At 39.0% G+C, this 16,514-nt stretch carries 19 protein-coding genes, 7 tRNA genes, 1 pseudogene and 1 other annotated feature; of the genes and pseudogenes, 25 read left to right on the top strand and 2 right to left on the bottom strand.

Annotated elements, in window-relative coordinates:
- From tuf to VB083_RS11250, 17 genes and pseudogenes are all read left to right on the top strand, one after another.
- Nucleotides 1-146, top strand: a pseudogene (tuf, locus tag VB083_RS11330) (elongation factor Tu); the annotation flags it as partial.
- A 20-nt stretch (nt 147-166) separates the two neighbouring features.
- Nucleotides 167-319 carry a 50S ribosomal protein L33 gene (rpmG, locus tag VB083_RS11325; RefSeq protein WP_213691346.1) on the top strand — a complete coding sequence of 51 codons (153 nt, stop codon included), beginning with the start codon at nt 167-169 and terminating at the stop codon, nt 317-319.
- 21 nt (nt 320-340) lie between these two features.
- Nucleotides 341-416: transfer RNA gene (locus VB083_RS11320), tRNA-Trp, on the top strand.
- 31 nt (nt 417-447) lie between these two features.
- Complete coding sequence (gene secE / locus VB083_RS11315; protein ID WP_213691345.1) at nt 448-630, top strand: preprotein translocase subunit SecE; 183 nt, start codon at nt 448-450, stop codon at nt 628-630.
- An 83-nt stretch (nt 631-713) separates the two neighbouring features.
- The gene (gene nusG, locus VB083_RS11310; RefSeq protein ID WP_213691348.1) at nt 714-1,256 is read left to right on the top strand and encodes a transcription termination/antitermination protein NusG; all 543 of its coding nucleotides are present in this window, start codon (nt 714-716) and stop codon (nt 1,254-1,256) included.
- A gap of 87 nt (nt 1,257-1,343) precedes the next feature.
- The gene (gene rplK / locus VB083_RS11305; RefSeq protein ID WP_213691344.1) at nt 1,344-1,769 is read left to right on the top strand and encodes a 50S ribosomal protein L11; all 426 of its coding nucleotides are present in this window, start codon (nt 1,344-1,346) and stop codon (nt 1,767-1,769) included.
- A 68-nt stretch (nt 1,770-1,837) separates the two neighbouring features.
- Nucleotides 1,838-2,551 (top strand): 50S ribosomal protein L1, encoded by a 714-nt coding sequence (rplA, locus tag VB083_RS11300; RefSeq protein WP_213699467.1) that lies wholly within the window; start codon nt 1,838-1,840, stop codon nt 2,549-2,551.
- A 43-nt stretch (nt 2,552-2,594) separates the two neighbouring features.
- Nucleotides 2,595-2,754 (top strand) — a sequence feature (ribosomal protein L10 leader region).
- Between the two features lie 9 nt (nt 2,755-2,763).
- Complete coding sequence (gene rplJ, locus VB083_RS11295; RefSeq protein WP_213691342.1) at nt 2,764-3,294, top strand: 50S ribosomal protein L10; 531 nt, start codon at nt 2,764-2,766, stop codon at nt 3,292-3,294.
- A gap of 64 nt (nt 3,295-3,358) precedes the next feature.
- Nucleotides 3,359-3,748: a 50S ribosomal protein L7/L12 gene (gene rplL / locus VB083_RS11290; protein WP_374047608.1), complete on the top strand. Its 390-nt coding sequence runs from the start codon at nt 3,359-3,361 to the stop codon at nt 3,746-3,748.
- Nucleotides 3,749-3,822: 74 nt separating this feature from the next.
- Nucleotides 3,823-4,515, top strand: coding sequence for a deoxyribonuclease V (nfi, locus tag VB083_RS11285; protein WP_307879569.1), 693 nt, complete (start codon nt 3,823-3,825; stop codon nt 4,513-4,515).
- Nucleotides 4,512-5,351 carry an amidohydrolase family protein gene (locus VB083_RS11280; RefSeq protein WP_323402064.1) on the top strand — a complete coding sequence of 280 codons (840 nt, stop codon included), beginning with the start codon at nt 4,512-4,514 and terminating at the stop codon, nt 5,349-5,351. The genes nfi and VB083_RS11280 overlap by 4 nt, the downstream gene beginning before the upstream one ends.
- Nucleotides 5,352-5,524: 173 nt before the next feature.
- Nucleotides 5,525-5,599: transfer RNA gene (locus tag VB083_RS11275), tRNA-Val, on the top strand.
- A 34-nt stretch (nt 5,600-5,633) separates the two neighbouring features.
- A tRNA-Asp gene (locus VB083_RS11270) sits at nt 5,634-5,710 on the top strand.
- A gap of 18 nt (nt 5,711-5,728) precedes the next feature.
- Nucleotides 5,729-5,804: transfer RNA gene (locus tag VB083_RS11265), tRNA-Phe, on the top strand.
- Between the two features lie 22 nt (nt 5,805-5,826).
- A tRNA-Gly gene (locus VB083_RS11260) sits at nt 5,827-5,901 on the top strand.
- Between the two features lie 16 nt (nt 5,902-5,917).
- Nucleotides 5,918-5,991: transfer RNA gene (locus VB083_RS11255), tRNA-Cys, on the top strand.
- A 23-nt stretch (nt 5,992-6,014) separates the two neighbouring features.
- Nucleotides 6,015-6,090: transfer RNA gene (locus VB083_RS11250), tRNA-Asn, on the top strand.
- A gap of 102 nt (nt 6,091-6,192) precedes the next feature.
- Here the strand turns inward: VB083_RS11250 and VB083_RS11245 are convergent.
- Together VB083_RS11245 and VB083_RS11240 are read right to left on the bottom strand one after the other, a co-directional pair.
- On the bottom strand, nt 6,193-7,341 hold the full coding sequence (locus tag VB083_RS11245) for a double-cubane-cluster-containing anaerobic reductase (protein ID WP_323402063.1): 1,149 nt from the start codon (nt 7,339-7,341) through the stop codon (nt 6,193-6,195).
- Between the two features lie 15 nt (nt 7,342-7,356).
- Nucleotides 7,357-8,127, bottom strand: a complete 771-nt coding sequence (locus tag VB083_RS11240) for an acyl-CoA dehydratase activase (RefSeq protein WP_307879568.1) — start codon at nt 8,125-8,127, stop codon at nt 7,357-7,359.
- 174 nt (nt 8,128-8,301) lie between these two features.
- Here VB083_RS11240 and VB083_RS11235 point away from each other — a divergent pair, with 174 nt between their 5' ends.
- The 8 genes from VB083_RS11235 to VB083_RS11200 all read left to right on the top strand — a co-directional run bounded on the left by VB083_RS11235 (nt 8,302) and on the right by VB083_RS11200 (nt 16,348).
- On the top strand, nt 8,302-9,585 hold the full coding sequence (locus tag VB083_RS11235; protein WP_213701396.1) for an ABC transporter substrate-binding protein: 1,284 nt from the start codon (nt 8,302-8,304) through the stop codon (nt 9,583-9,585).
- 107 nt (nt 9,586-9,692) lie between these two features.
- Nucleotides 9,693-10,586 carry a carbohydrate ABC transporter permease gene (locus VB083_RS11230; protein ID WP_307879567.1) on the top strand — a complete coding sequence of 298 codons (894 nt, stop codon included), beginning with the start codon at nt 9,693-9,695 and terminating at the stop codon, nt 10,584-10,586.
- Between the two features lie 24 nt (nt 10,587-10,610).
- Nucleotides 10,611-11,435 (top strand): carbohydrate ABC transporter permease, encoded by an 825-nt coding sequence (locus tag VB083_RS11225; RefSeq protein ID WP_213701394.1) that lies wholly within the window; start codon nt 10,611-10,613, stop codon nt 11,433-11,435.
- A gap of 12 nt (nt 11,436-11,447) precedes the next feature.
- A complete protein-coding gene (locus VB083_RS11220) occupies nt 11,448-12,548 on the top strand; it encodes a sn-glycerol-3-phosphate ABC transporter ATP-binding protein UgpC (RefSeq protein ID WP_213701393.1) in 1,101 nt (366 codons plus the stop codon).
- Nucleotides 12,549-12,878: 330 nt separating this feature from the next.
- A complete protein-coding gene (locus VB083_RS11215) occupies nt 12,879-14,075 on the top strand; it encodes a M20 metallopeptidase family protein (RefSeq protein ID WP_213701392.1) in 1,197 nt (398 codons plus the stop codon).
- Between the two features lie 4 nt (nt 14,076-14,079).
- Nucleotides 14,080-14,778 carry a DUF5058 family protein gene (locus VB083_RS11210; RefSeq protein ID WP_213701391.1) on the top strand — a complete coding sequence of 233 codons (699 nt, stop codon included), beginning with the start codon at nt 14,080-14,082 and terminating at the stop codon, nt 14,776-14,778.
- Nucleotides 14,779-14,790: 12 nt separating this feature from the next.
- Nucleotides 14,791-15,486 (top strand): hypothetical protein, encoded by a 696-nt coding sequence (locus VB083_RS11205; RefSeq protein ID WP_213701390.1) that lies wholly within the window; start codon nt 14,791-14,793, stop codon nt 15,484-15,486.
- A 238-nt stretch (nt 15,487-15,724) separates the two neighbouring features.
- On the top strand, nt 15,725-16,348 hold the full coding sequence (locus VB083_RS11200; RefSeq protein WP_213695386.1) for a TetR/AcrR family transcriptional regulator: 624 nt from the start codon (nt 15,725-15,727) through the stop codon (nt 16,346-16,348).
- Nucleotides 16,349-16,514 lie beyond the last annotated feature (166 nt).

Here is a 16,514-nt window from a genome sequence, read left to right as displayed (position 1 = left end):
GAGTAGAGATGGTTATGCCGGGAGACAACGCGACCTTTGAGGTAGATCTGATAGTGCCAATCGCCATGGAGGCAGGACTTCGTTTTGCCGTTCGTGAAGGTGGACACACTGTCGGAGCTGGCGTTGTTACCGAGATTCTTGGCTAAATTAAGAGAGGGGAACAACTATGGCAGCTGACATTATTGGTCTGCAGTGCACGGAGTGTAAGAGAAGAAATTACACGACCACTGTTAATAAGAAAAAGCAGACTAAAAAACTTGAACTAAACAAATACTGCAAATGGTGTGATAAACACACCTTGCATAAAGAAACTAAGTAGTGTAAAATACACACTGCTCGCAGGTCCGTAGCTCAATTGGCAGAGCACTGGTCTCCAAAACCGGGGGTTGCAGGTTCGAGTCCTGCCGGGCCTGCCATTTTTTTTGTTTAAAGATAGGAGGCCGAGGTATGGAAAAGATCCTCAGCTTCGTGCGAGAAGCAAAAGCAGAACTTAAGAAAGTGACATGGCCAGGAAAAAAACAAGTGTGGTATTCTACGCTTGTCGTAATTGCTTTTACCCTTTTTGTTGCAGCATATCTTGGCATTGTCGACATGGCATTAACTGGAATCTTCTCGAAGGTTATCAGTTAGGCTTTCGTGTTTATGGAATTATTAATGGGGTTAAATAGATTGAGTAGGGAGGTGAGGGGGCCAAGTGAGACCCCCTTTGCGTGATGGAAAGTAGCAGCGAGAGACGCTGGTATATAGTTCAGACATACGCTGGATACGAGAATAGAGTAAAGGCAAATCTTGAACAGAGAATTGCCACTATGGGCATGGAAGACGAAATATTTAGTGTCTTGGTTCCTGTAGAAGAGCGTGTTTTTGTCAAAGACGGCAAAAGCAAGAAAGTTACTCGCAAACTTTATCCGAGTTATGTGCTCGTGGAAATGCGACTCAATGATCAGTCCTGGTATGTCGTACGTCACACTCCCGGAGTAACAGGCTTTGTCGGAGCAGGGAACCACCCCATTCCTCTTTCCGAAAAAGAAGTTAAAGAAATTATGAATAAGATTGGGAAAGATCAGAGTAAGCCGAAGATTGAGATGAACTTGAAACCTGGAGATATTGTCAAGGTGAAAAGTGGTCCCTTTGAAGGACAAGTTGGTCCTGTTGTCGAAATTGTTCCAGAGAAGGGAAAAGTCAAGTTTACAGTTACTGTCTTTGGGCGTGAAACTATAGTAGAGACTGACTATATGGAGCTAGATAAGCTCTAAAAATAAAGGAAATTTAAAAGCGGGCACACCTCGTTGTAGATGTTGTTTAGAGGGGTGCTCTGTGCTAATGAGAGGAGATTTGTAGTAATGGCGAAGAAAGTAATAGCGCAGATCAAGTTGCAGCTGCCTGCCGGTAAGGCTACACCAGCGCCTCCTGTAGGTCCAGCCCTTGGTCAGCATGGCGTAAACATCATGGAGTTCTGTAAACAGTTTAACGCCAAAACATCTGATCAGGCAGGGATGATTATTCCTGCAGTTTTAACTGTTTATGCTGACCGAAGCTTCACCTTCATTCTGAAAACACCTCCGGCAAGCGTTCTCTTGAAGAAGGCTGCTGGCCTTGAGAGAGCATCAGGTGAGCCGAATAAGGTGAAGGTCGCAAAAGTTAGTCGCGATAAAGTTCGTGAAATAGCAGAGCTTAAGAAAAATGATTTGAATGCTAACGATGTAGAAGCAGCTATGCGCATGATCGAAGGTACCGCACGGTCTATGGGTATAGAAATCATTGACTAATAGCTTTTTTTAAGTTTTTACCCGTGGCAGGGCTGAAAACCCGTTACGACCACAAGGAGGAAATTATTATGGCAAAGAAAAGTAAAAGATATGTTGCTATAGCAGAAAAAGTTGACAGTTCGAAGCTTTATGGATTACGAGAAGCTATTGAGCTATTCAAAGAAGTTGCTACCGCGAAATTTGATGAGAGTCTTGAAATTCATATCCGCCTCGGCGTTGATCCCCGCCATGCAGACCAGCAGGTTCGTGGGACAGTTGCATTGCCCCATGGAACTGGTGTAACCAAACGAGTTTTAGTTTTGGCTATGGGCGAAAAGGTAAAAGAGGCAGAGGAAGCAGGCGCGGACTTTGTCGGCGGAGATGATATGATTCAGAGAATAAGCTCTGGCTGGCTTGATTTTGACGCGGTTATTGCGACCCCCGACATGATGAAAAATGTTGGCCGTCTTGGTAAAGTTTTAGGTCCTCGTGGCCTCATGCCAAGTGCCAAGGCTGGAACAGTTACATTTGATGTGGCTGATGCCGTTAAAGAAATCAAAGCGGGTCGTGTGGAATTCCGTGTTGATAAATCAGCAATAATTCATAATATGGTCGGTAAGAAAAGTTTTGAAACACAGCAACTTTTCGAAAACATAAAAGCCCTTTATCAGACAATATTGAAAGCACGTCCTGCATCAGTAAAGGGAACCTATGTAAAAAGCTTTTATATTGCTCCGACTATGGGCGTAGGGATTAAGATTGATCCTTCTGCTGCTGCAAAAGAAGTAATAGATCAAAAGTAGCAGGTCAGTCATTGTAAGTTAAGGTATTTAGATTTAAAATAAAATATCGAAATTCAACAAACCAGAGACAGTGGGCGCCGTGGCGCTTAATGGTAAATACCGCCCACCGAGGTTTGGGGATACGTACATAAAAGAACGCTGAGTTCCTTTTCGTGTATAAAAATCTCCCGGCCTTGGTGTCGGGAGATTTTTTTTAGGGAGGAGGTGAACCCATGCCTGCAAACGTTAAATTTGAGCAAGTTGATGAGTTAAAAGAGATGTTAAGCAAAAGCGAGGCTGTTTTTATAGCAGAGTATCGTGGACTTACCGTTGCCCAGTTTACAGATCTCCGTTCTAGAGTTCGTCAAGCTGGTGGTGAGATGAAAGTTGCCAAAAATACACTCTTTAAGATTGCTCTCCGAGAAGAAAACAAGCCAATTCCAGAAGATATTATGACAGGACCGAATGTCTATACTTTGGCTTATGAGGATCCTGTTGCTGTGGCGAAAGTCTTCAAGGAATTTTCTAAAGATAAGGCAAACAAAGCATTTATCACCAAAGGTGGCGTGTTAGGAGAAAATGTTCTTAATGCTGCTCAGGTTGATGCTTTGGCCGATCTCCCATCCAGAGAAGTACTTATCGCACAGGTTGTCAGCACTATTGCTGCTCCTCTCTCTGGACTTGTTACCGTTCTTTCTGGTCCTATCCGAGGTTTGGCTACATGCCTTTCTCAGATCAAAGAAAAGAAAGAGCAGGCTGCATAAAGGTTGCATAACCCCATATTGGGGAATCTAAAATTTGAGAAAAGTTTTAATTTAAGGAGGAACAATAGAAATGACCCATGAAGAGATCATTCAGGCTATTGAAGGTATGACAGTACTTGAGCTTTCCGAACTTGTGAAGGCTCTTGAGGACAAATTTGGAGTTTCCGCTTCCGCTCCTGCCATGGCTATGCCCATGATGATGGCCGGCGCTGGTGCAGCTGCTGGTGCAGCAGAGGAAGAGAAAACAGAGTTCGACGTAGTTCTTAAGGGCGCCGGCTCCAACAAAATCGCGACAATCAAAGTTGTTCGCGAAGTAACAGGCCTTGGCTTGAAAGAAGCTAAAGAGCTTGTTGACAACGCTCCCAAACCTGTTAAAGAGGCTGTTAGCAAGGATGAAGCAGAAGAGCTTAAAAAGAAGTTTGAAGAAGCCGGAGCTGAAGTCGAAGTTAAGTAGTTTCAATTATAACGTAGCATATGAGAGGGCTGTCCATTTAAGGACAGCCCTTTTTTGCAATAGGAGGGGTCCTTTTGGAATTCAAAATACCACCGTCCTATAAAGAGGCTATTGCAGAACAGCGAAACATAGCTTCGAACGTTTATGTGAATGATGAAGATTTTCCTCTTAAAATTGTTGCTGGAACAGATGTTGCGTATAGTAAAAAGGGAAAAAATGCCTGGGCTATCGCAGGGATTGTCGTTATGGAATGGGGATCATTTCGCCCTATTGAGCATGTTCATGCCGTATATCCCGTTTCCTTTCCTTATTTGACAGGGCTTCTTTCCTATCGCGAGCTCCCTGCCCTTTTAGAAGCTTATAAGAAGTTGAAAAGTAAACCTAATTTCTGGATGGTTGATGGCGCTGGAATAGCCCATCCCCGTAAAATAGGCTTAGCCTCTCACTTTGGAGTTATAACGAATTCTGTTACTATTGGTGTTGCTAAAAGTCGGCTCATTGGGGAGTATTGTGAACCTAGAGAAGAAAAAGGGTCTTTTTCCTCTCTAGTATTCAATGAAGAACGCGTAGGAGTTGTTTTACGTTCTAGAACAGCAGTAAAACCTTTATTTATAAGTCCGGGACATAAAATATCAATCGAAAAAGCAATGCGTCTTGTTTTAGAGGCATGTATACGTTACAGATTACCTGAGCCAACACGGGCGGCTCATAATTATGTAACAGAGGTGCGTCGTAAGTTTATTGAAAAGGGCGGTGAAGTTTTATGATCGATACTCATGTTCATGTTTACCCCCCAGATGTTATTAGGGATTTTGAAAAAATATCGGAGCGTGAAGATTATTTCAGTTTGCTCTCTCACGGTAAAGTACATAAATGGGCTACTGTGGAAGACGTTATCAGACAAATGGATGAAGATGGCATTCAACAATCGTGGATATTCGGTTTTGCCTTCAGAGATTTAGGGTTGTGCAAACATTGCAATGACTATGTTATTGAATCCATAAAAAAATATCCTGACCGTTTAAAGGGATTGGCTGTTGTTCCTCCTCTAGATCCCAAAGCAGAAGAAGAGGTAGTTAGGTGCGCAGAAAGAGGTCTTATCGGCGTAGGTGAACTCTTCCCTGGAGGGCAGGGGTTTGATATAGATGACGTTCGTCAGACGTGGCGTTTAGTAGCTGTTACCCAAGAGGCAAACATGGTGCTTCTCTTTCACACAGCAGAACCTGTTGGGCATGATTATCCCGGAAAAGGAAATGTTGGGCCTCGTGAAGCCGCTCAATTTTGTATAAATCATCCTGAAGCCAAAGTTATCTTTGCTCATTTTGGTGGAGGGTTATGGCTATATGAACTTATGCCGGAAATGAAAAGATATCTTAAAAATGCTCGTTATGATATAGCTGCTTTGTCATGGTTATATAAATCGAAAATTTTAGAAGCCGTAAATAGCGCCGGAATAATGGGAAAATTTTTTTATGGATCTGACTTCCCTATCCTCTCTTTTGAAAGGTATAAAGAGGCTATAAATGGCCTTTTTGAGAAAAATAGAGATATAAAGAAGCTGTTTGTGGAAAATGTAGAAAAGTTTCTGGTGTCGGAGCGTTGACTTTTTTGTCATAGTGAAGAAAAACCAGTGATGAAGGCTATTGGTAGAGAAGTAGAAAAAGTGAAAAGACAAAAAGTGTGAATATTTGTTCTTTTTTATTCAATACTTTGTGGGGGTTGACGGGTGCAGATTCAGCCTATATACTATCCCTTGCGTTGGTCGAGTGGCGAATAGGGCGGATAGTTCAGCGGAAGAACACTTGCCTTACACGCAAGGGGTCACAGGTTCGAACCCTGTTCCGCCCACCAATTGCCTTTTTGTGAATTTTGACAGTCTCATGGTGGGGTCGTAGCTCAGTCGGTTAGAGCGTCGGCCTGTCACGCCGAAGGTCGCGAGTTCGAGTCTCGTCGGCCCCGCCATTTAAATATAAGGGACAAGGCGGGATAGCTCAGTCGGTAGAGCAGCGGACTGAAAATCCGCGTGTCCCCAGTTCAATTCTGGGTCCCGCCACCATTCACAATTTACGAGAGAAAATGCGGAAGTAGCTCAGGGGTAGAGCACAACCTTGCCAAGGTTGGGGTCGCGGGTTCAAATCCCGTCTTCCGCTCCATGGAATTTTCTGTGGCGGCGGCATAGCCAAGTGGTAAGGCAGAGGACTGCAAATCCTTTATCCCCGGTTCGAATCCGGGTGCCGCCTCCATTTTCAAAAGAATATAATGACATTCCTCGGTAGCTCAATCGGCAGAGCGGGTGGCTGTTAACCACTAGGTTGCAGGTTCGAGTCCTGCCCGAGGAGCCAGATAATTCAAGCCGTTTCGAAAAATCCGAAACGGCTTTTTTGTTTATTAGAAAACTTGTTAAGACAAACAGAAAAAAATCACCCTGCTCAAAACTTGAAATCTTAAGAAAGCATCTCTAAAAAAGCACTAATCCTTGTATTAATTTGACCTGTATCTGACTGAGAGAAATCTGTTTCCAATGTAAGGTATGGAATGTGCTTTTCTTCGGTTACAAATTTTCTCATTCTGTATGATTCGATAGCAAAAGTATGGCATGCATGGAGAAGTACCTCTATTACCCCGTCGACGCGATATTCATCAAGCATTATTTCCATATCTTTTATTCGTCCCGGGTTAGGACTCATTACTGAACAATTTACCCGCAAATATTTTTCAGCTAGTGCCAAATATGGTTCCTTATTTTCATCAACTAAATCTTTTTGAGCTCTTGGGCCAGAACAATTTTCAAATGCAACTATATCAGCTCCAAGTTCTTCGATTTGACGGATGATCTTTTCTCTTACTCCCCCTGTAGGACACCCTGTAATTAAAATTCGAGGACGAGATGCTTGCCCTTTATAGTTGCTTTCGTAATCGTTGCGTAGCTGATTTGTTCTTTTTTCTAGAAGATTTATTTTCTCTTCAGTGTCAAAAAGAAAACCATTGGCGTCTACTACTGTATTTATTTCATATCCCGAAATAGGTGAAGGTTTTAATTTACCTATTTCAAAAAAATCAACGAGGGCCTTTCTTTCTCTGTTAACAAGTTTAATAGCCTTATGAAGGTCATCTTCAGTGATTCTTACGTTGAATTTACTAGAAAGTGCATCCTTAAGTCTTATCATTTCTCCACGCCAGCTATTAAGGGCACCATATCCGTCTCTTCCTTGCGGTAATTGCATTACATGCGTATCTTTAATTTCATTCATCCATTCGTACATTTTCTTTTTTCCATCACATGTTGTTTCAGCTACGATTATGTCTGAGAAGTAGAAATAGGGGCATGTATCAGATATTGCTGAACCAAAACTTGATTTAATCAATGGGCATAAGTTTTTAGGTAAAATCTTCTCCGCAAAGTGAATTGATTCTTCATTTACTCCGCATAAACCAACAGGAACTGCACCTGAGGCCAAAATAATCTCTGTAGGAGTATAGCTACAAAATAATCCGACGACCTTCTTTCCTGTTTCCTTCAATTCTTTTAATCGTATAAAGCCTTCTTTTCGTGCTTCGGAATAACTATGAAAATTTTCGGGTAGCTTTAGCATGATAAAACCTCTCTTTTATTTTGTGAGTTTTTCTGCGGAGATAAGTGCGGCTCCTAATGCTCCTGCGTATTTCCCTAAGGTGTGCGTATATATTTTGTGCCCTAATTTTTTGGAAAGCTGATCTGCAAAATAAGGAATATGACTAAGTCCTCCAGTTAAAATACAAATTCCATTAATATCATGCTGATTGGCTAACATGACTACCCGTGATACCACTGATTGGATAATTCCAGCGGCTAAATCTTCTTTGGGACGTCCAGCACCTATGTAACTTATAACTTCGGATTCAGCAAATACCGTACACATTGAGCTTATTGGGATAGGATCTCCTTTTGCCGCTAAAGAAAATAAGTAATCAATATCGACATTTAAGCGATTGGCCATAACTTCTAAAAATTTTCCAGTGCCAGCAGAACATTTATCATTCATTAAAAAATGCGAGACGGCTCCCTTTTCTATTGTGATAATTTTGGTATCTTGCCCGCCTACGTCAATAACTACGCTATCTTCAGAGAAAAGATAATAGGCGCCTTTCCCATGGCAGGTAATTTCAGTTATTACCTTATCTGCGTAATCTACAGAAATACGCCCGTAGCCTGTAGCTACTATTTTGGTACTTTCGGAATGTACATCAATTCCTAGAGAGCTGAGTTTCTGTTTTACCCGAAGAGCACTCTCTTTGCTACTCCAACCAGTAGGTAAGTCAAAATAATGTACAATCTTTTCTCCATCGAATACGAGTGTTTTTGCTGCGGTTGAGCCAATATCAATTCCTATGTAATTCAACAAATTCCCCTCCGTATACAAATTCCATTTCATTATATTAATCATAAACAAAGTGTCAATGAAAATATTAAGTAAGAATCGTAAATGAGAATTGACAGATAACGTAGAGCAATATAATATACCGAAGTTGAGTATTCCTATGCTTGATAATAATTATTCTGAAAGGAGATCTAAATGCGAAAAAATTTTGCACGCGTATCTATTCTATTCATAGCATTGATGATAATTAGCATAATATCAGGAGTTGCCGCTGCTGCACAAAAGCAAACTCTCAGAGTTGGTGTAGAGGCGTGGATGTTGAAAAAGTTTGATCTTCAGAATGCTGCTCAAATTTTTATGAAAGACCATCCAGAGGTAGAAGTTGAATATGTGCAAGTAGAAACAGCTGATAATACATCATATTTACTGCAATGGTCTCAGAAGAAAACAAGCGTAGATATGGTTATCGGCGGAAGTCGCGAAAATGCAGTTCCTTATGTAGCGAAAGATTTATTAATGAATTTTGATGAAGGCTTTTTTGACCAAAAAGTGGCAAGAGAAGATTTTATCCCAGCCTTTCTTGATTTAGGGAAAATTGAAGGAACGCAATATCTTATTCCTATTCAAGGACAAATTATGTATGTGACAGTAAGAAAAGATCTCATGAAAAAAGCTGGATTAACAGATAAAGAAGGGAATGTTATTCCAGCTAAAAATTGGGATGAATTTTATGAGTATGCTAAAAAATTGACGGAAAAAGAAGACAATAAAGTTGTGACTAGCGGTTTGGCAATAGATTGGGGTAAAAACTTTATGGCATATTCCTATCTTTCTTCTTTACAAGGAGTTAGGGGAAGCATTTATGCAAATGAAAAATCGAATATAATTGATTTTAGAAGCGATGAAGCAAGTCATATGTTGAAGGTTTGGAATAACCTTGTAAAAGATGGCTACACCCCTGTTGATACTTTTGCTGATATGGATGCTGGTAGAAGTAATTTCCAAGCAGGAAATGTAGCAATGCATATTTCTTCCGTTTCCAGATGGAAAGAAGCATCAGAGATTTTAGGGGCGGATAAGGTTACCGGAATGCCTTTACCTGGTGCCGATAGAAACGGAACGATAGCATTTGTATCGGGGATAATGATTCCTAAGGTTTCTGAAAATCCTGAGCTTGCAAAATTATTTATTAAAGAAAGGCTTATGGATAGAGAGTTCCAGCTTTGGACTTTGAACAAATACGGGAAAATGCCTGTTTTAAAAAGGAATTATGAAGGTGCAGATGCCCCCATATGGAGCGAGATTTTGAAGTCTGCTGTGAAAGCTGGGAGTTGCCCCCTTTATAAAGATTGGCCGCGATTAGATAATGAAATGAATATTCAGCTTCAGTCAGCTATTATGGGTAAAACACCGATAGAAAAGGTTTTGAAAAATTTAGATGGGTATGTTCGTTCTATAAACACTTCATCTGGTCTATAGTCTTTTCTTTTAAACTTAACATTGAAAAGAGGAATAACCAACAACCACAAAGCAAGTATAGTCTTGCTTTGTGGTTGTTTTATCATATCTTTTGAGGTGTTTATATTTTGAAAAAAGACGACTATCATTACGATTTTCGAAAAAAAAATAGTTTTTTGTTTGTCCTGCCTGCCTTGTTTTTTATTTTTGTGTTTATGGTTTATCCCTTAGCACGGTCTTTTTATCTCAGTTTGACAGAATACAATTTTGTTTTTGATAACGAACCTCGCTTTATTGGTTTTTCAAATTATATAAAATTATTTTCTGATAAATATTTCATAGATGCTCTAAGCAATACATTGTTTTTTTCTTTTTGTTTTTTCCCTTTATTAATAGTGATTTCTTTTACTCTAGCCTTATTAATTAATAAACGCTTAAAAGGAGTAGCAATCTTTAGAACATCAATATTTTTACCAGTTATAGTGCCATTAGCACTAACAGGAATTATTTTTCAATGGATTTTAAACGAAAACTATGGCTTAGTTAATCATTTTTTGGTTAATATCTTGAATATGCCTCAGCTAGCATGTAATTGGCTTACTCATGAAAAATGGGCTATGTACAGTATTATCTTGATAAGTTTATGGAAATATGTAGGAATTGAAATGATATTGTTTTTGGCAGGCTTACAGACAATTCCCAAAGAGTTACATGAAATGGCGAGAATGGATGGCTTAAATCCTCTGCAAGAAATTTTTTACGTGATTATTCCAAATCTTAAAGAAACATTTGTTGTTGCTGGAATCTGGGGGATTTTAACGTCTTTAAAAATATTCGAACCCTCATTTGTTATGACACAGGGTGGACCTGGAACTTCAACATTAGTGTTGTATCAATATTTCTGGCAAAGTGCTTTTAAATATTACGATATGGGCTATGCCTCAGCTATTGGTTATTTTATGGGGCTTATGGTTATTACTTTGTCTTTAATTAATGTATGGCTAGCCCAGAAGAAAGTATAAATTTTTGAAGAAGCGGTGATTATATTGAATAAAAAAATAATCCATCTATTTCTTTATTATCTTATTCTTGTTGGGTGCTCTTTTCTTTTTCTTCTTCCTTTCTTATGGACGTTAACTACGTCGTTCAAACCTGATTCTGAAATTTATAGTAAAACTTTTAATTTCTTCCCTATAAACTTTGATTTTTCGCATTATGAAAATCTCACACAAGGATCTAATAAATTTTTTTGCTATTTTTCTAATACAGTAGCTATATCCATTGTTACTATTGCGTTGGTGCTTCTGTTAAGCGCGTTAGCAGGATATGCTTTTGCTTCACTGGAGTTTAAAGGGAAAAAATATTTTCTTTTCTTTATGTCTATTGTTATTACTGTTCCTTTAGCTACATATTTAGTTCCTATATATATGATGGAAGATAAGTTTGGGTTGATAAATACGCGATGGGGATTGATTTTACCCTATGTGGCTGTGAATTTACCTTTTGCTTCATTAATTATGAGAGCAAGCTTTAAAAAAATTCCCAATGAATTGATAGAAGCGGCAGTTATTGATGGTTGCAGTTTGTTTCAAGTGTGGCTCAAAATACTGCTTCCACTTGTGAAACCAGGTTTGTTTGTAGTTACTATACTTACCTTTATTAACGTGTGGGGAGAATTTATGTTTGCTAAAACGCTTGCGAACACTTACGTTGCACAAACTCTTCCTGTAGGAATAACTTTTTTGAGAGATGAAGCGGCATCATGGCAGTACGGGACGTTGTCTGCTGTTATTATTTTATCTTTAATTCCAGTTGGGAGTTTGTTTTTAATTTTACAAAAATACATCGTAAAAGGTCTCAACAAAATTTAGGAGAGTGTGACATTGAAAAGATTACAACTAAACAACGTTAATAAAATTTATAAAAATGGAGTTCATTCAATAAAAAGTTTAAATTTGGATATAGAAGATAGGGAATTCATTGTTATTGTAGGGCCTTCTGGATGTGGAAAGACGACTTTACTCAGGATGATTGCAGGACTTGAAGAAGTTACTTCTGGAGATCTATATATCAGTGGTATAAGAGCAAATAATATTGAGCCTAATAAAAGAGATATTGCCATGGTTTTTCAAAATTGTGCGTTATATCCTCATATGACAGTTTATGAAAACCTCGCCTTCGGTCTTAAGATGAAAAAAGAGAAGCCATCAAAAATTGAAGAAAAGGTTATGGCAGCTTCCCATATATTAGATATAGAAGAGTTGTTACAAAGAAAACCTGATCAAATTTCGGGAGGTCAAAGACAGCGAGTTGCGTTAGGTCGAGCAATAGTCAGGGAACCCCAAGTCTTTTTAATGGACGAACCTCTTTCGAGTTTGGATGCTAAACTCAGAGTTCAAATGCGTGCTGAAATTATAAAACTTCATAAAAGATTGAACGCTACATTTGTTTATGTTACTCATGACCAAACAGAAGCGATGACTATGGGGTCTAGAATTATTGTTATGAGAGATGGGCTTATACAGCAAAATGATACTCCTAGAAACATTTACAATGATCCATCTAATATTTTTGTGGCGAGTTTTATTGGTTCACCTCAGATTAATTTGGTGGAAGCAAAAGTTGTTGAGGATAAGAGCGAAATAAAATTAATTTTTAAAGAGGGAATGCTTTTTTTACATAAAGAGCAGCAGAAAATTCTAAAGGATAAAGAATACGTAGGGAAATCGATAGTATTGGGAGTTAGAGCGGAAAACGTTTCTTTCGAAATACCCCCTGTCGAAATGAAACCTTTAACAGGTTGTGTAGAGTTCACAGAACTTTTAGGTTCTGAAACGCTCGTGTATATAAATACCCAAGTAGGTAGTGTTGTAGGTAAAATGCCGGCAGATTATGATATAGAGGTAGGTAAATATGTGAAGATATACTTTAATTCCTCAAATGTTAACTTGTTTGATAAAGAAACTGAATTACGTATCATATGAAATAATATAATTTTGTTAGTTGCATGTTCGAGTCTTGCACGAGGTACCAGATAATTCAAGCCGTTTCGGATTTTCCGAAACGGCTTTTTTTGTTATTTTCTAACCAGTTTTAAATGCATTAGGTTAACAAGATAACTAAATAAGATAAATATATAAAAATATACTAGTGAATTTATTGACGAATCAATATTAGGGTGTTATTATCCAGTTATCTTGATAACATATTTTGTTTAACGCAAGTTGATGAGAAAATTTTAATGAAAAATCTTTGTATTTTTCATGCTCTTATAAATTAAGCTAACTAATTTACTTACGTAAGGAGGAAACGATGTGGCAGATAGAAAAGAGTGTATTCGCAGCTATAAGGGAGAGATGGTTTGCTGGCGAAGAGATTTTCACAAACATCCTGAAACAGGATTTGAAGAAATTCGTACGTCGAGAAGAATCGTAGAGATATTAGAGGATTTCCCGGGTGTTAGCGTTGTAAAGAATTTCTGCAAAACTGCTGTCATCGCGACAATAGAAGGAAATAGCGATGGGCCAGTAATTGGCATAAGGGCAGACATTGATGCTTTGCCCATAGTGGATCAGAAAGATGTAGATTACAAATCGCAGAATCCTGGCGTGTGTCATGCTTGTGGACACGATGTCCACACTACGGTTGCCCTTGGTGTACTGAAATACTATTCAGAACACAGAGATGAGTTGAAGGGAGCATTGAAAGTTGTTTTCCAGCCTGCAGAAGAGGGGCCAGCTCCTGGTGGCGCCAAGCTGATTACTGATAGCGGACAGGTTGATGATATTGATGTAATGATTGGGTTCCATACGAACCCAGACCATCCTGTTGGCACTATGCTTCTGCGGAGAAATGAAATGTTGGCTAGTGCAGATAACTTCATAATAGCGATCAAGGGAACTGGTGGTCACGGCGCTTATCCTCATCAGACAAAAGATGCTCTCATGACCGGAGTGGAAGTTTATAACGCGTTGCAAAACATGTTGACTCGAGAGCTTGATCCTGTGAAATCTACAGTGTTATCCATATGTTCCTTTAATGCAGGAACTCCAAAGGGAACAAACGTTATTCCTCCTGTAGTCACTATGAGCGGAACGGTCAGGACCTTTGATAGTGAAGTCAGAACCTTTGTCTTGAAGAGAATAAAAGAAATACTTGAGAGTGTCTGTGTATTAAGAGGGTGTTCCTCTGAAATTGATATAGAGACTATAAGCATTGCACTTAAAAACGAAGACGACATGATTGATATTTTTGAATCTGTAGGAAATGAAGTTCTGGGTGCTGAAAATGTCTCGTATATGGAACTGCCTGAGATGGGGTATGACGATTTTGCATATTATGGTTTGAAATCTAAAGCAAGTTATTTTTATTTTGGAACCTCTAAAGTAGATGATTTGGGCAAAATTACATTCCATCATCCATTATTTGACGTTGACGAAGAATGTCTATGTATCGGGGTTGAATTACTAACCGGGATCATGGACAAAATAACAGAAAACATGGAGGTATAGGCATATGGAAAGCTACGCATCGATAGCAAATAGTCCTCTTCTTTGGGGGATAACAGCACTTGCGGTCGGATTAGTGTTATTTCAAACCATAATCTTTTTGAAAAAGAGCTTTAAAGCAGGAAAAGAGATGGGAATAAGCGAGGAAAAAATGAAAACAGCGTTTATAACAGGCTCTATTTCCTCAATAGGTCCATCGATAGTCATCGTTATTGGAATGGTTTCTTTGCTTATTGTTGTAGGTGGCCCCACTGCATTAATGAGATTGGCATATATCGGTAATGTAGCTTATGAATTGCTTGCGGCTCAATTTGCTGCTGATGCTTACGGAGTAGTGCTCACAGATCCCTCTATTCCTCAAGGTGTTTTTGTAACAACCTTATGGGCAATGGCAGTAGGTTGCATTGGATGGATTGTTTTTACCGCCTTGATTACAGACAAAATGGATAAGTTCAAAAATAAATTTACTGGCGGTGCTTCTAGAATGGTTCCTGTTATATCAACAGCTGCAATGTTGGGAGCCTATGGATACTTAAATGCAGGATATGCAATTAGTATGGATGGAAAGACAGTTGCTTTGTCGGCGGGGTTCCTCCTTATGTTGGCTATTATGATTTGTTACAAGAAAACGAAAAAGAAATGGTTGAACGAGTGGGGACTTACGATAGCTATGGTAGGCGGCGTTTTGTGCGCAGTACTTATCTAGGAGGAAAAAACGATGAAAAACTACTATAACGATACATATATTCCACAAATTACAAAGGCCGGAAAATGGACATGCTGGATAGGTGCTTTCCTCGTTTTCTTTCCTGCCTTGGCAGTTACATACCTTTTTAATATCGTTCCCGAGAAAGGGCCTCTTATGGTTGCATTGGTAGCCCAGTTATCCGTGAATGCAGTATGGTGGTTCATTGAGCCTATTTCTTTCTTTCCGATACTCGGTATTCCAGGAACATATATTTCTTTCTTATCTGGAAATATAAGTAATCTTAGAATTCCTTGCGCAGCAGCAGCTCTTAAAGCGACAAATACGGAAGTTGGATCTGAAGAGGGCTCGGTTATATCGACGATAGGCGTAGGAGCCTCAGTTTTTGTTAATATTATTTTGCTTGTTGTAGGAGTTATCGTAGGAACCAAGCTTATTGCTATGCTTCCCAAAAATGTTACCGATTCTTTTTCATTTTTGCTTCCGGCCCTGTTTGGTGCAGTTTTTGCCCAGTTTTCATTGGACGATGTGAAGTCTGGTGTATGTGGTATGGGGCTCGGCATTCTCTGTTTGACTCTGTATAACAAAGGGTTGTTTAATTGGCTTCCGTTAGATCCATATATCATAAATATTTTGGTTCCTATTTTCGGTACGATGTTATTTGCCAAACTTACATATAAAGATAACAGTGTTGATGCTAGTGAATAAAAATTAACACTATAATGTCTTAGCTTCACTGAGGAAAGATAAAAATTTATTTGCTATTAATAACGACCCTGTCTCTGATTAGAGCTGGTTTTATCTAATCAGGCACAGGGTTTCTTTTATCCAGTCTTCAAGACTATCTTCTCTTTGTCTTCTGCGGTAAGATGATAACAATTAATGTGTATGGCTCTTATAGAGCTTCATTGCTAACGCCGGTTTTATACGAGAGGTGGATATGTTAATGAGTAATAAGGCAGTTAAAAAAATTTTAATAAAAACTACCTACGATATGATTGGAGATCAGGGAATTACCAACGTTACTATACGTAAAGTAGCAGCAAAAACTGGTTATAGCTCTGCAGCCCTCTATCGACATTTTGAAAACTTCGATCATTTATTGACCTATGCGTGCATTGGTTATTTGGAACCTTACGTAGAGGACTTCAAATACTTTAAAAGATTGAGTAACAACTCTCTTGAAATTGCCATACAAATGTGGGCAAATATCGCTCGTTCTTCATTCTTTACGCCAGAGATATTCGCTCAACTTTTTATAGGTCCTTATAGAGATCAGGTGTATCAGATAATAAAAGATTATTATTATATTTTTGATATGGATGTCTTTAACGTAGGAGAAGTATCTCAACTTATGCTTCAAATGGGGGAGCTTTTCTTTGAAAACGAAAACTATATAAAACACTCCAGCACAAAATATACAGAAGAACAGATAAAAATTTTAAGTGATCTGACCGTATATACGTACTGCGGAATGCTTGGTACGTTGATGAAAAAAGAATATAAGGTTGCTGAAATTGAAAAAATGGTCGATAGTTTTCAGGCATCACTAAAATATTTATATTCATAGAACTTGGTGCGTTTCTTCCTTAAAGTGTAAGGGGCCATAGTTTGCTTCCTGATAACGTGATAAAGTGAATGGCGGGAATCCCAGTCCGTACGATTGGCTCCCGCCAATTCAAAGATAAATGGGCTCACCCTGTCCAATAGTAGTGGCGGAATGGAAGTTGCGGCTT

The organism is Aminobacterium sp. (genome assembly GCF_034926885.1).
Taxonomy (GTDB): Bacteria; Synergistota; Synergistia; order Synergistales; family Aminobacteriaceae; genus Aminobacterium.
This window is presented reverse-complemented; position numbering and strand designations above follow the sequence as displayed.

Coding starts and splice junctions, on each gene's coding strand:
- rplK (WP_213691344.1), top strand. CDS start 1,344: ATGGCGAAGAAAGTAATAGCGCAGATCAAGTTGCAGCTGCCTGCCGGT.
- VB083_RS11205 (WP_213701390.1), top strand. CDS start 14,791: ATGAAAAACTACTATAACGATACATATATTCCACAAATTACAAAGGCC.
- VB083_RS11200 (WP_213695386.1), top strand. CDS start 15,725: ATGAGTAATAAGGCAGTTAAAAAAATTTTAATAAAAACTACCTACGAT.
- VB083_RS11245 (WP_323402063.1), bottom strand. CDS start 7,341: ATGCTAAAGCTACCCGAAAATTTTCATAGTTATTCCGAAGCACGAAAA.
- VB083_RS11280 (WP_323402064.1), top strand. CDS start 4,512: ATGATCGATACTCATGTTCATGTTTACCCCCCAGATGTTATTAGGGAT.
- rpmG (WP_213691346.1), top strand. CDS start 167: ATGGCAGCTGACATTATTGGTCTGCAGTGCACGGAGTGTAAGAGAAGA.
- rplJ (WP_213691342.1), top strand. CDS start 2,764: ATGCCTGCAAACGTTAAATTTGAGCAAGTTGATGAGTTAAAAGAGATG.
- nusG (WP_213691348.1), top strand. CDS start 714: ATGGAAAGTAGCAGCGAGAGACGCTGGTATATAGTTCAGACATACGCT.
- VB083_RS11235 (WP_213701396.1), top strand. CDS start 8,302: ATGCGAAAAAATTTTGCACGCGTATCTATTCTATTCATAGCATTGATG.
- VB083_RS11210 (WP_213701391.1), top strand. CDS start 14,080: ATGGAAAGCTACGCATCGATAGCAAATAGTCCTCTTCTTTGGGGGATA.
- secE (WP_213691345.1), top strand. CDS start 448: ATGGAAAAGATCCTCAGCTTCGTGCGAGAAGCAAAAGCAGAACTTAAG.
- rplA (WP_213699467.1), top strand. CDS start 1,838: ATGGCAAAGAAAAGTAAAAGATATGTTGCTATAGCAGAAAAAGTTGAC.